13 protein-coding genes and 1 pseudogene are annotated in these 13,447 nt (G+C 55.8%); 5 read left to right on the top strand and 9 right to left on the bottom strand.

The genetic code is table 11. The features are described 5' to 3' along the window. Positions 1–26 precede the first annotated feature (26 nt). The 3 genes from RV1423_RS24435 to RV1423_RS24425 all read left to right on the top strand — a co-directional run bounded on the left by RV1423_RS24435 (position 27) and on the right by RV1423_RS24425 (position 2,089). A complete protein-coding gene (locus RV1423_RS24435) occupies positions 27–965 on the top strand; it encodes an SDR family oxidoreductase (protein WP_034302662.1) in 939 nt (312 codons plus the stop codon). 72 nt (positions 966–1,037) lie between these two features. Beyond that, complete coding sequence (locus RV1423_RS24430; RefSeq protein ID WP_231502498.1) at positions 1,038–1,679, top strand: NADPH-dependent F420 reductase; 642 nt, start codon at positions 1,038–1,040, stop codon at positions 1,677–1,679. Further along, entirely contained in the window at positions 1,676–2,089 is a 414-nt protein-coding gene (locus RV1423_RS24425; protein ID WP_034302659.1) for a nuclear transport factor 2 family protein, read from the top strand. Before RV1423_RS24430 ends, RV1423_RS24425 begins: the two co-directional genes overlap by 4 nt. 143 nt (positions 2,090–2,232) lie before the next feature. Here the strand turns inward: RV1423_RS24425 and RV1423_RS24420 are convergent, their stop codons facing one another. Both RV1423_RS24420 and RV1423_RS24415 read right to left on the bottom strand, forming a co-directional pair. Further along, the gene (locus RV1423_RS24420; protein WP_034302655.1) at positions 2,233–2,889 is read right to left on the bottom strand and encodes a DsbA family oxidoreductase; all 657 of its coding nucleotides are present in this window, start codon (positions 2,887–2,889) and stop codon (positions 2,233–2,235) included. Between the two features lie 143 nt (positions 2,890–3,032). Next, positions 3,033–3,248 (bottom strand): hypothetical protein, encoded by a 216-nt coding sequence (locus RV1423_RS24415; RefSeq protein ID WP_155835263.1) that lies wholly within the window; start codon positions 3,246–3,248, stop codon positions 3,033–3,035. Between the two features lie 54 nt (positions 3,249–3,302). On the opposite strand from RV1423_RS24415, the gene RV1423_RS24410 reads away from it, so the two are divergent. Further along, positions 3,303–3,542 carry a hypothetical protein gene (locus RV1423_RS24410; RefSeq protein WP_081768990.1) on the top strand — a complete coding sequence of 80 codons (240 nt, stop codon included), beginning with the start codon at positions 3,303–3,305 and terminating at the stop codon, positions 3,540–3,542. Between the two features lie 300 nt (positions 3,543–3,842). Here the strand turns inward: RV1423_RS24410 and RV1423_RS29370 are convergent, their stop codons facing one another. Further along, a complete protein-coding gene (locus tag RV1423_RS29370) occupies positions 3,843–4,214 on the bottom strand; it encodes a hypothetical protein (RefSeq protein WP_081768989.1) in 372 nt (123 codons plus the stop codon). A gap of 556 nt (positions 4,215–4,770) precedes the next feature. On the opposite strand from RV1423_RS29370, the gene RV1423_RS29365 reads away from it, so the two are divergent. Next, the gene (locus tag RV1423_RS29365) at positions 4,771–5,427 is read left to right on the top strand and encodes a TIGR02466 family protein (protein WP_197034998.1); all 657 of its coding nucleotides are present in this window, start codon (positions 4,771–4,773) and stop codon (positions 5,425–5,427) included. A gap of 50 nt (positions 5,428–5,477) precedes the next feature. On the opposite strand, the pseudogene RV1423_RS30115 reads toward RV1423_RS29365, so the two are convergent. The 6 genes and pseudogenes from RV1423_RS30115 to RV1423_RS24380 form a co-directional block, all read right to left on the bottom strand. Next, a pseudogene (locus RV1423_RS30115) lies at positions 5,478–5,763 on the bottom strand (IS30 family transposase); the annotation flags it as partial. A gap of 143 nt (positions 5,764–5,906) precedes the next feature. After that, a complete protein-coding gene (locus RV1423_RS24405) occupies positions 5,907–6,650 on the bottom strand; it encodes an SDR family NAD(P)-dependent oxidoreductase (protein ID WP_034302652.1) in 744 nt (247 codons plus the stop codon). A 94-nt stretch (positions 6,651–6,744) separates the two neighbouring features. After that, positions 6,745–7,086, bottom strand: coding sequence for a hypothetical protein (locus RV1423_RS30110; RefSeq protein ID WP_155835262.1), 342 nt, complete (start codon positions 7,084–7,086; stop codon positions 6,745–6,747). A 126-nt stretch (positions 7,087–7,212) separates the two neighbouring features. Continuing rightward, positions 7,213–10,137, bottom strand: coding sequence for a filamentous hemagglutinin N-terminal domain-containing protein (locus RV1423_RS28735; RefSeq protein WP_197034997.1), 2,925 nt, complete (start codon positions 10,135–10,137; stop codon positions 7,213–7,215). Positions 10,138–10,159: 22 nt separating this feature from the next. After that, positions 10,160–11,857, bottom strand: coding sequence for a ShlB/FhaC/HecB family hemolysin secretion/activation protein (locus RV1423_RS24390; protein ID WP_081768987.1), 1,698 nt, complete (start codon positions 11,855–11,857; stop codon positions 10,160–10,162). A gap of 1,354 nt (positions 11,858–13,211) precedes the next feature. After that, the gene (locus RV1423_RS24380; RefSeq protein WP_034302643.1) at positions 13,212–13,391 is read right to left on the bottom strand and encodes a hypothetical protein; all 180 of its coding nucleotides are present in this window, start codon (positions 13,389–13,391) and stop codon (positions 13,212–13,214) included. Positions 13,392–13,447 lie beyond the last annotated feature (56 nt).

Here is a 13,447-nt window from a genome sequence, read left to right as displayed (position 1 = left end):
TCATATCACTCACAAGGAACAGCACTATGCGCGTTTTCGTTACTGGAGGAACCGGCCATATCGGTTCGTACATCATCCCCGAATTGATCGCAGCCGGACATGAAGTTACCGGCCTTGCCCGCTCGGACAAGGCGGCAGATGCGGTGGCCGCACTTGGCGCCAAGGTACGGCGCGGGGATATTTCCGACCTCGAAGGGCTCAAGGCCGCGGCGGCGGATGCCGACGGCGTCATTCACGTCGCGCACAGGCAAGACTTGCTTCCCTCCGGCGGGATCGACGCCGTGGCCGCTGCGGAACTCCAGATCATGCTCGCGTACGGCGAGGCGCTGGCCGGAAGCGGCAAGCCGCTGGTCGTGTCGGGCAGTATCGGCGCGCCCGGGTGGGAGAAACTGGATCGACCAGCCACCGAGGAAGACCCGTCACTTCCCGGCGGCGATGCGTACAAGGGGACCCTGCGGGTTCGTAACGCCGTAGAGCTCGCCGTCATCGGCCTCGCAGAGCGGGGCGTGCGGTCGTCGATCGTGCGGATTCCTACTATCGCGCACAGCACGACCGACGTCGGCTTCCTTCCGTTGTTGATCGGGCTGGCGAAGGAAAAAGGGGTCATCGGTTATCCGGGAGAAGGCGCGAACCTGTGGCCGGCCGTGCACGCCCGTGACCTCTCCACCTTATTCCGCCTGGCGCTTGAGAAGGGGCAGGCTGGCAAATATTGGCACGGGGTCGAAAGTGAGGGCATCCCGTTCCGCGCCATCGCCGAGGCCATTGGCAGCCGCCTGGGCGTGCCGGCCGTGAGCATACCCGCGGATGTGCTGATGCTGCCGGGCTATTTTGGCTTCCTGGCAAACCTGGTCACGCTCGATCTCCCCGCGTCGAACCTCATCACCCGGCAGACCCTGGGCTGGGAACCCACTCAGCCCGGCCTGTTCGCCGATATGGACAACGGCCACTATTTCCCTGCCGCCTGACCCGCGCCGTATTACCGGGGCGATGCCCCGGTAATACGTGACGAGCAACCTGCCAACTGACGAGGAAACAATATGAGCACTCCCATCAGCACCATCAGCATCATCGGCGCCGGCGGCATGGCCACGGCAATCGCCGGCCGTACCGTCACGGCTGGGCACACAGTCGAGGTGATCGTCCGCAACGAGTCCAGGGCACAGGCGTTTGCCGACAAGCTTGGCGCTGGCGCGACCATCGGGACGTACGGCGCCGCACCAAAGGGCGACATCGTCATCCTCGCCGTACCATACGGCAGTGCGGCGTCGGTGGTGGCCGATTTCGGGGCGGCGCTGGGCGGCAAGGTAATCATCGACATCACCAACCCGGTCGCCCCCGATCTCTCGGGCCTGGTGACCCCCAGCGGCAGTTCCGGTGCGCAGGAGACTGCCAGAGGCCTTCCCGCCGGTGCGCATATCGTGAAAGCGTTCAACACCCTCTTCGGCCCCGTCCTTGCCAAGGGTGGACGACTCGACGCGTTCATTGCAGCCGACGATGCAAAGGCCAAGGTCCGCGTCGCAACTTTCCTGGAGAGTCTCGGCCTGCGGCCCTTGGATATCGGTGCCCTGCACATGGCCCAGACGCTCGAATCACTTGGCCTCATGATGATCGGCTTGGCAAAAAACGGCGCTGACACGTTCGATATTGCCATGCACGTCGATATCGGATTGGCGCGATGAGCACGCAAGGGAACGTGCAGATCGTGAAGGGACTATTTGCAGCAACGGGCTGCGGCGATCTGCAAGGTGTGCTGGCGTTGACGGCCGACGACGTCGAATGGGTCATTCCGGGCGAGTGGCCGCTGGCCGGCACGCACCGCGGGCATGCGGGGTTGGCTGATTTTTTTCAGAAGGCCGCTGACATGGTGGAAACTTCCATTTCTACGCCCCTCGAATTTATCGCGCAGGCCGACCGCGTCCTGATCGTAGGTTTGAGCACGGGGAAAATCAAAGCCACGAACAAGGCGTTCGAGGAGCATTTTGTCTTCGCCATGACGGTGCGAGATGGCAAGGTGACGCACATCCGAGAGTATATCGACACGCTGGCACTAGCACGGGCGGCCGGAACGGAGAGTACAAACGCTGCCTAACCCAGGGTCGTCAGACTCATCGGTTCGTCACCATTCCGGCGCAAAAATGGATGGGATTGCTCCAGTAACCTCTGTGTATTTTGGGCCGGAAGCGCAACCGGCTAATGGCGCAGCCAAAAAATCGCGAACAGATCCTGCGACAGTCACTCCCGCCCGTCGTTCGCCAGGATCGCCCGAAGCTGTTCTTCAAATACTTCCGGCGGCTGGCCGCCAGAGATCAGGTAGCGATCATTCACGATGACTGCCGGCACGCTGCTGATGCCGCGCTGGGCCCACAGCGTTTCTTCTTCCTTCACTTCCTGGGAGAACCGATCCGATCCCAGTACTTCGCTTGCTTCTACGCCATCCAGGCCGGCTTGTATGGCAAGTTCCGCCAGCACATTCCTGTCCGCGATGTTTTTCCCATCGGTGAAATAGGCCTTGAGCAGCACCAGCTTGAGCTCCGCTTGCCTATTTTTTTCTTTCGCCCAGGCAAGCAGACGATGCGCGTCGAAGGTGTTGTAGACGCGGCTGTCGTCATCGCGGTTCATGGTGAAACCGACAGAAGCCGCTCTGGTCCGGATCTGCTCCCGGTTGGCGCGCGCCTGGTCGGCGCTGATGCCGTATTTTTCGGTGATGTGCTCCAGTTGCGCCTGTCCGGCAGTGGGCATGCCGGGGTTGAGCTCGAACGGGTGGACGGTGAAGTCGACGTGCGTCTCCGGGTCGAGGCGTTCGAGCGCGGTATTGAGACCTGCCAGCCCGATCGCACACCAGGGGCATACAACGTCGGAGACGAAATCAATTTTCAAAGCATTATTCATGGCAATACCTCATGGCATGGCACCTGTCATCAGGTGGCGTTAATGGATGAAGATATTGTAATCCGGATGCATGGGTGTCATCCGGGGTCGGCGCAGGGTCTCCGCAACTGGCCGATAGAAGGCATCGAAATGGCGGATCGCCCTTACCGAGCGTGAAGGTCAATGGTTGCCGTGAGCTGCGCCATCAAGCAAGGCTTGAGAAGCAAAGCGGCGAACGCCTCTGGCGCTGCCCATGAGTCTGTCATCAACGTAGCACCAATAAGGACAATGGAAATGTGGGTCATTGCGGGGAGTGCTTTGACTGCTTTGGCAAATTCCAGCTCGTCCATAACGGACATGCGAAGGTCAGTTAAAATCACGTCTACTGCTCCTCACGATAAATAGTGTCAAGTAATAGCCTGGAAATACTCAAAATGATGGATTGGATCCCTGTAGTCTTCGTTACATTCAAGGTTCTCGTGCTCGGCACGGGCATGTTCTTCGCCATCAAGTGGCATTACGATCAAGGGAAGAAGGAGACGGAAAAGGAGAGGCGCGCGGTGCTACGCGCGGGCGGCAAGGTGGCCGCAGTCTTCGTGCTATCGCTCCTGGGCCTGGGGCTCGTCACCTTCGCCCTTAGCAGGACGCTCGGTTTGGACTTGACGTTCCCATGATGGCAAAGAATAGGCAGCCGATACCCAGTGATGCGGCAGCAATTCACCGATGCGGCTATTGGGCAGCATCGGCAGGCGGGTCAGAGCTCGCTTCGGCACATAGCATCGGCATCGCTGCGTGACTATTAATCGGCAAGCCATCAGGCATTACATTGATGTGCTTCGTAGCCGTTGCTCTGGGCATTTGCAAATTGCCGCTGGATTTGAGTTAGCGTCATATCTTCGGAGCGGGTCTCCAAATATTGAGTTGAAGGTCCGCTAGGCATCGCACATTGTATGGCAATAAGAATGGTGTTTTTCTCACCTAATGTCTGTTACTGGCCGCCACTTGCCACCGGATATGTTCTTAATTAATTTGTCGTCCAACCAAACATCCTCATAGTCTGGCGCAAGAAAAACTCGCCATCCCGGTGGCAATGCCAGGTACGGGATAATCTTGGCGCAATAACCAGCCACATGGGAAACATGAAGTGGTTGACAAAAGTTCGCATCGTCAGAATTCTCGCCACCGTGAATGTACCAACCACAATCACCGTTATTCGGCTGAAGCCGAACCGCGTGAAGTGGCAACCTGTCCAATGTCCCTAAGGCAATACCCACCTTCTCGTTTATTTCTGGTGGCATGTACAGTGCTGCAAATCGCTGACAAGTTTTCTGTTGGTCGCTGGGCATGGTTTATGACTCAATTTGTGTTTAGCCTCAGGGGCAGCTTCTGGCCGATTGCGGGCACTGAGGTCAGGACTCATTCGTCGGGAAAACACCCTAATTTCTCATAGTACGTAAGTCGGCGAATCCATTCTTTTGCATGTTCGTGAGCGCAATCAAACATCACACCCGCGTTGGCATTGCCGCCCGAACCAAACAAACTGTCCTCTAAATCACACTCGGAACGGGCCAGTTGCTCTCACGCTTTTTGAGTGACCTAACCCGAAGTAACTAGTCTAGCTAAGGCCAGGGGCGTGTATATACGTTTCGATAAGGCGTAGCCAATCATTTTGCGGCAGGCGCCCAGCACTGTCGATCTCCACCATACACCTACATGCTTAAACTGGATGAAACGCTAGTTTGATCCTATTGGTGGTGTCGGGTCCATCTCAGTAAATCTACATGGCCGAGCGCAAATTGAGTAAAAAACTGTAAAGAAAGGATGACTATGTCAGCTTGCTGAAAGGTGATGTTGTAACCTCTCATCGACACAAAAAAGAGAGTATCCACGAGTTAAGGTACGATGAACATTCCATTACACATTGATCCAAACCACATTGAGATCCATCGCCTGTTTGCAACGCCTCTTGCGACTATAGAGGTTCCGGGGGTGTCTGGATTCAATGAGGCACTATCCGATTACATCCTTGTGCGACAGAAGAATGAAACTTCAGAACAGCACAGCAATGTCGGTGGTTGGCAGTCCTCTCCTGACCTGGGTGATTGGGATAGTCCCGCAGTAAAATCGCTTATTGATTTCAGCCGATCGTTTGTGGATAAGCTCACTGCGCTCAACTCCGTTCATGGACTGACAGAAGTCACTCATACTTGGAAAATTGAAGGGTGGGCGAACGTCAATTTTCCTGGTTGCACAAATGCGCTCCATGCTCATCCTGGCGCATTTTGGTCCGTTGTTTACTGGGTAGATGATGGACATGATTCTTTAGGGAAAGACAATGGAGGGCAACTAGAGTTTTATGATCCAAGAGGAATACTTCCGGCCATGTATTCTCCAGCCCTTCGCTTCCGTATAGAGGGATGCCTGAATGCAGGGTATACACAGGCAATTACTCCTATCACCGGCCATTTAGTAGCTTTTCCATCTTGGCTGCTGCACTCAGTTAGCACATATCTTGGCACCCGTCCTCGCATTTCTATAGCCTTGAATTTCTCGGTCTAGCGGTGACTCTGCTACTACGATTTGCGTAATGACGTCTGCCCCCCTACGCTGTTGATTTGCGCGTGGATTTGACCCAGGTTCCTTGCAATGGCGCGTATGGATTGGCCGGCAACTATCGAGAGGGGATATCTTCTCGTTCTGCCAGGGACAGCGCATTGCTAGCGCGCCTGCGTTGCGCTGATCTGATGCCACCGCTTACCGACAGGATATTCGAAACAGACGAGTGATTGCGATCAAATAGCTGTGCTATCTGGTGGAGAGATTCGCTTTTCCTCCAGCGATCCCACATTAATGCCTTCTGGCTTTCGGGTAGATGATCCTTTTTCGGCGTTCCATTGCAACAATCCTGTTATTCGCATAGCCTTAGTATGTTGCATTCACCGGTTGAACCCGCCGCCGAATTGAGCCATTCATAAGTGATCCAATTCACCTCGTTTCTGACGATCAACACAACCGTGAGTCGGCGCAGCACAAGTATATTACGTGAGATTCAATCCACCATCCGAGAGCAGAATTTCTCCAGTAATATAGTCTGAAGCGACTAGGAATGCGACAACCTGAGCAATGTCCTCTGGACTAGCGGCGCGGCGCATCGGCGCCCGCTCCTTCCAAAGTTGCTGTGCCTGCGTCCAAGTCGCCGTAAGGGGCGTATCTACCAGGCCAGGAGCAACAGCATTGACCCGAATGTCCGGTGCTAGCGAAAGCGCGAGCAAGCGTGTCATATGGTTTAACGCGGCCTTCGTTGCTGCATAAGGAATGGAAGCCCCCTTTGGCCGAACGCCGGCGTGCGAACTGACGTTTACGATGCAACCAGGTCGTCCGCGCGTAGCAGCATGACGGAGCGCAGACTCCGCTTCGGCTGCCAGACGAAACGGTGCAATGACATTGACTTCATGCAGCTCCTGCCAGATAGCGGGTGTGGCCGCAGCAAGATCCTCGTGTGGAATTACGCGACTGATTCCGGCGTTATTGACTAGAACGTCAAGTCGGCCCCACGCCGCGACAGCTTCACGGACGAGCTTCACCCTGTCCGCGTCGGCGGACAGATCGGCCTGCACATAAGTTGCAGAGCCAAGCTCACGAGCGAAAGCATGTCCCGCTTCGGTCGAACTGCGCGAATGCAAGACGATTGAGAACCCTTCCATTGAGAGTCTGCGAGCGATGGCGGCACCAATACCCGAAGTGGAGCCGGTGATAAGCGCAACAGGAGGAGAATTTTTCATAGGAGTGATATCAGGAGTAACAGTGTCTCATCATTGAGAGGATGCTCTAACTGCGGCCTCTAAGCAAATGGTAGCTTCTACCCGGTTTCGGCCCCTAAAGGCCAGTGTGGATTTCCGATTGCAGCAGGAAGCGCAGAATACCCATTTGCACCTGCAAAAGCCATTCTTTTTGCCGATATCCGACAAAGCCCTGGTACGTAACAGGGTCAAACGTCAGTTCGCGACCAATGGAAAATGGTGGTGTAGGCAGCAAATGTGGATTCCCCATACTGGCCAGCATTTCCAGGCTTAAAGGCGTAACTCCTTCAAGCTCGTCGGGCCATCCATCGGTAATCACGACATCAATCTTATCCGGTAGCACATCCGTAGATTTTTCCCATAAAGAAATATCGGCAAATCTGCGCCAATGATTTGACGAGACGTCATGGAAGCGCAAGCCATTCTTTGCACTCTCTGCCCAACGCGTAGCCGCTTATTACAAAGTAACGTCCAACTTGCGAAATCCTCTCACATTGGCTGGACTAGTTACTTCGGACCAGGTCACTGGCTGGATTTCTATTGCTCATACGCCGCTATTGATGATGGTCAGTATGCTGTTGACTGCATCATCCTTGCCTGCCATATCGTTGTTGCCACCGTTGCGCGGCAGCTCGGCTTGCGAGGAGGCAGCAGCGGCTGGCGGATCTTGATGAACAATGTTCAGGCTGCGTTGTGTCGTGAATGTCGGCGCAAACAGTGGGCGATCAGCGCTCTTCGTCGCCGCCAGATACCAGGCCATGGCTTGCGTGTTATCACTGATGTTGGCCAGCGTGATGCCGGCCGGATTGCTCAATACATTGATGTTGGCCAGCGTGACGCCGGTTGGATTGCTCAATACATAGTTGCCGCGGTCAGCACCGGCGAGGCTGAACGCCAGATTGACAGTCTTGCCAGTGCCGATGGATGCGCTGTCGAAATTGCCGCTCTGACTCAGGGAGACCGCGTCGCCCGCCAGCAAGCCGTTGAGCACGCCGCCGCTGATAGTCGCGCCGGTGTTGCCATCATAAGTCTTGTTCTGCGCGATGGCCCCGCCGACCGTCAGAGTCGCCGGCGTCACCGTCACGCTGCCGGCATTGGAGACAAGTCGGTAGCCCAGGTTGGACGCCAGGTTGCCGGTGTAGTCCAGGGCATAGCTGCCCACATTGAGATGGCCTGATGCCGAAGTATTGCCAGCCGCGACGCCGAACGAGGCCGTGCCGGAGATGCCGGCGGCGAGCAGCGTGTCACCGTCGATCAGGCCACCGGTACCGATGGTATAGCCCGAAGGCAGGGCATTGCCGTAGACGATGGAGCCGCCGGTGGGCGTGACTTGCAAAGTCGGTGCAATGCTATAGAAAAACCAGTTGCCGCTGCCGGCATAGTCTGGCGTGGTGCCGTCATAGCTCACGTTGTAATGCTTGCTATAGAGGCCGGCGCCGTTGCGATTGCTGGTAACGGGATCAGCCGTATAGACCAGGTAGCGGCCACCGATCGACATGTTGGCTACGGTGCTGGCGAAGCTGCTGCTGGCCACCATGATAGTGTCGCCGCTACGATTGAGTGTCGTGTTGAGATCAATGTTGCTGCCTATCAGGGTTAGGACGGAGTTTCCGTCTATCGCACCCAAGCTACCTGTTGACAGCGTCAGGGCGCTACCCGCCCCTGCTCCGCCAATGGACACGCCGAATCCGGCGCTGTAAGGTTCAATGATGACCTTCGGTGCCAAAACGAGGGCGCCGGCTCCTCCACTAATGGTCAGGCCATCGGCCAGAAAATGGACGCTGTTGCCGGCACTGACCTGGGCTGATATGTAGAGAGACGGAGCCTTTAGAGTGACGTTGGCGGGGGCATAAATGGTGTTGTAGACGTTGATGGCGTTGCCGGCTTCGGCGGTCAGCGATTTACCTGCGGCGGCGATGGCCACCGGATCATAGAAGTTGATGCTGTTGGTCGCCTGCAGGCTGACATTGGTGGAGGCATTGCTCAAGGTGGCACCTAGTATTGTCGACTGACCGCCGTTGGGCAGGTCACCAAAACTGATAACCGGTGCGGAGAATCCACAATTATTCGAGCAGTTGATCACGTCGAGATCGGTCGGATCGAGCAGCAATGTACCCATTTTTCCGAAGGCTGCGCGGGTGTCGACCTGGGCGCTGAAACTGAGCGTCTGCTTGCCGGATACTTCGACGAAGCCGCCGTCGCCGCCAGTAGCGCCGCCCTTCGCATTGATCTTGCCTTGCGCCACGGTAGTGCCGTCGGACCAGACGATGACGCGCCCGCCATTGCCCTGGCCGGTAGCATTGGCGTCGATCTGCGTATTGGCCGATACCAGGGTCTGGCTGGCGTTGCGTACAGCGGCATTGCTCCCCTGGAAGTCGCCGCCGATCAGGACCGTGCCGCCGCCGTCACGTCCGCTGGCGTCGACCTGTGCCGTGCCAAACAGGCCGACGCGCTCGCCCAGCAGGCTGACCTGGCCGCCTTGGCCGGTCGCATTCGACACATCGACACGGCCTTGCAGCACGGTGTCGCCGTTGCCGGCATCGGCCGATACCCGGCCACCCTGTGCGCTGATACTGCCATTCAATTGCAATTGCCCATTGTCGCTGACCAGCATGACCCGGCCATCGCGGGTATCGACCGCGTTGGCCTGGATCATGCCGTCGTTATTGACCACCGCCTGGATCAGACTGTCGGCCGTCTTGGCATTCATCACTACCGTACCGCCATCGGCTTGGATCAGTTGCTTGTTCTGCACCATCGCCTGCAGACTGCCTTGGTTGATCTTGACGCTTAACAAGCCGTCACCCGCGAAGTCGAGCGTCATGTCGCTGCCCGCAGCCAGTGTCACGTTGCCGAGCCTTGCAGCCAGGGTGCCCCGATTGCTGACCTGGCTACCCAACAGGGCGATGTAGCCACCGTCTCCAGTGGTGATGTTGCCTTGGTTGACGATGCCGGCAGTGCTGTTGACGGTATTGGTGAAACGATAGTTGCCGGCAGTGAAGTCGGCGTCGCTGAGACTCAAGGTGCTGGCCAGCAGACCTCCGACATTGACGCTGGCGCCGGCGCCGAACAGCACGCCATTGGGGTTGAGCAGGAATACCTGGCCATTGGCGTTGAGTTTGCCGTAGATTTCGGTGGCGCCGCTGCCGATGATGCGATTCAAGGCAATGGCATCGCGCCCGGACTGGATGAAATTGACCGTTTCATTGCTGGCGATATTGAAGCTGCTCCAATTAATGGCAAGCTTGCTGCTACCTTGAGTAATGCTGGTGACATTACCGCTGCTGCTGATGGTGCCGCTGCCGCTGGTCACCACGCCACCCGCCGGGGCTGCCCAGGCGCCCGACGCAGTCGCCATGGTCAGCAGGCTGCCGGCAAGTATTGCCCGTACGTGATGCGTTGGATTGAGCCGGTCTTGAGGCTTATCTTCTGGACAGGTAAGGCGGACGGGGCAGTGGAAATGGTGCATGGGATTTCCTATTGCTGGTTCTTTAGAAACGCTTGGCCAACTGCAGCCAGGCGCGAGGCAGCTTATCCTTGTCGGAGTTCGGCGCTTCATCGGTGCGCCAGGCGACACTGGCCTGCAGGCTCAAGCCTTGCGGCCCGGTCCAACGCATGCCTGTACCAAGGCCCGAGAGCGAGCGGCGATTGTCGCCATCACCAACCGCTGGTTTGTGATTAAGACGGCCTTGGGCTGTGTCGTAAAACAGTAGCGCCTGCCATTGCGGTGTGACGTCAAAACGTAGTTCCAGGTTAAGCAGCCAGGCGTCGTCGGCGGGCGCTTCACCTTGTGGATAGGCTCGTACGCCATAGGCGCCGCCCAGCGACATCTTTTCCGTGGAAGTGAGGTTGTCGGCGGCGTACTGCGCGCTCAATTGTGCCGACAGACTCCATCGTTGGCTCAAGCGCTGTAGCCGACCGAGTTGGATGTTGCTCTTGAGGAAATGGCCTTGCGTGTTATGACCCAGGGTATCCAGAGCAGCACTTGCGGCGTCGAGCTTGAGCTTGCCCGCCGTGACGCTCAGGTTGCCCTGGCTGATACCGCCGCCCATCACATCGTCGCTGCGATAACCAGACAGGCCCACGGTCAGATTGTTTAGTGTCTTGCTGGTGGTGGTGGCGGTCAGATCGATGTTATCGTCGAGCTCTTTGTGATCGACATTAATCTGCAGATTAAGATTGGCTTGGCGGCTGCGCAGCAGCGGATGGAGCAGATAGAGGCTGGCGATGCGAGCCGTGCCATGGGCATCGAGATTGCTGAATTCCTCACCGAGCCGATAGCGCATCTGGGCATAGGCAGCTCCGATCTGGGTGCCTTGGCGATTGATCGGAAGTTGATAGCTCAAGCGCCCATAGACCAGGCCGCTACCGGAACTCAAGGCATTTAATTGCAGTGCATCGCCCCAACCCAGGGGATTGTTCAATGTCACGTTGCCATTGATGCGCGCCTGGCCGGTATAACGATTGCCCAGATTGTCCACACTGACGCTGGCGTCATAGGGTTTGCCGTTCTTCACCTGGATATCCAGATCGGTGCTGCCCAGCGAGGCACCCGGCGACAAGGTTGAGCGAACGGCCAGGCCAGGGATGTCGCTCAGCAGCAGCAGGCTGCGTTCCACTGTGTCGCTGCGCAAGGCCTGGTCGGGCGTTATCCCTGCCACCTGTTCTCGTATCCGGTCGTCACTGAAGCTGGACTGGTTGTCCAGCGAGAGCTTGCCCAACCGTCCTTCCAGTACCTGGATGTCGACCACACCATTCTTGATTTCCTGCGTCGGCAGATAGGCCCGAGCTAATAGGTAGCCCGCCTTTCGATAATGCTGAGTGATTCGCATGGCAGCTTGCTCCAGTTCGGCCAAGCTGTGTTCGCCACCGATCAGGTCGGCCAGGAGGTCTTGCAACTGGGCTTCAGAAAATGCCTGGGCGCCGGTGATACGAACGGCCTCGACATAGACTTTGATATCGGCCGGAAGCTTCAACGGTGCGCGCAGTGCGGGCTCCGGAAGTGCCTCCGCATTGCTTTTTGGCAACTGTGCGGGAGGCTGGATATTGTCCAGCAGGCGGCCGGCATCGGGCAGGGTTTGCGCTGATGCTGGTGCGGCTGAAACAGACAAGGATGCGATCAACAAACCGGCCGGCAGGAACGCTGCGCCAGGACGGGCGAGGCATCGGCATTTGTTAGGAGTAGTCATTTCAGGACATTGACAGTATCGTCATGCTACTAGTCGGCGCGATCAGACTTGAGCCTCGCAGCAATATTTCTTATATGCAAACCGCCAGTGTATCAACGCGAGCAACGCTTGTGAATACTGTAAATGCAGTAGATGTGCTGTCTATTTTCTATGATGAATATTGACCGATTGCAGTCGTTATATTCATTCAAGTAAAAGCGAGGGAGGAAAGAGAGTACCGTCCTCAAATGGCCCAAGCCGACTTCGCGCGAAGCTTGTTAATCTGTCAATTTGAATCAATGGAAGCGCCCCGGAATATGTAGAAAGAACGAGGGTGTTGTCCCCATCGCATCTAAATACCTCCACACCTACGTGGTTGGCCTCATTAATTAATTCGATTCCCAACCCATCACGAATAACGTCTGATGCGATTTGTAAGCGAAACTCCATATTTTCTCATTTGACTAAATTTGCGGAGCTACTTGTTTTGATTGCAAACGTCTCGGCAAGACCATACGGCTGCTTCTGGCCGAAAGCAGCCCTTTGTTCCGGGGTCATTCAAAGTCAAGGAGCGATCGCTTCGAGATCCTAGACGACGATTTTCTGGGGGCTCGGATCGTGGCCGCTAATCGGCTTTCGTTGGGCGTCATGGCTGCGTGATTATTTCCGACATATCTTGACAGCAAACCACAGTGTAGGAAGCGCTGCGACCGAAAATAAGAGAATTGGCTGACGATATGCCCTGAGGAGAGTAAACCAAACGTTGCTCTCTAAATCTGTAGTGAAGGTTCTGTCGGCTCTGGCCTGGAGGTCATTTGCTTGAACAAACAAATCCATCGATACGACAGTAACTGGAGCAGCAAAGTAAAACATTGCGAGATACAGCACATAAAGTACGAGCAAACATAAAACAACAAATAGCCATGGCCTCGTTAACTGAGACCACGCAACTGAGCCAGCGATACCGACGAAAAGAGCTGGCATCCCCAGAAAAACACCAAGGTCTAGAAGTCCTAGAAGTAGTTTAAACATTTACGAGAGCCTGAGATGACATCCAACGTGTGAGATGACCAGCGCTGAAAGCGTCGGTGTCGATTGCAATGTTAAAGCCAGCTGGAAAAGCAGAAAACTCAAACTTTGGTTTAACCGTTTCAAATTTCATATTAGGTAATATTAGAAATTAAAGACCGCTATTGGCCGAGAGCCAACAGGCGCTTCCAGCTAGCGCGATTTGCTCAGCCAAATAATATGTCCTGCAAACGCGAATAGCCCACCGAGCATATATAGCCACTTTGACCAACTACTACCTTCAAGAATGAAGCCTAAAGCTCCCAAAATTATCGCGAAGGCGGCGCACATCCACCATATTAATTTTTTATTCATCTTGTTTGTTGTTGTCCGTCAAAGCCTTATCAAGAATTTCTTTCAATGACGGCTTCTGGCCGATAACGGACGTCTGGTTTTTCGCAGGGTAAGCAAATGTGTGTTTCATCCCACCATGTTTCTCATGACACTCGCGAGCCAGAAAAAGACGCTTGGCATTTGGATCGATCATCACTGATGATCCTGGATTGTTATTATGAGCGTTTATTCATAAGACGCATCTGATCC

It is taken from the genome of Herbaspirillum sp. RV1423 (assembly GCF_000577615.1).
In the GTDB taxonomy this organism is placed as follows: domain Bacteria; phylum Pseudomonadota; class Gammaproteobacteria; order Burkholderiales; family Burkholderiaceae_D; genus Herbaspirillum.
The sequence above is the reverse complement of the archived record's forward strand: the minus strand, read 5'-3'. Positions and strand labels throughout refer to the sequence as shown.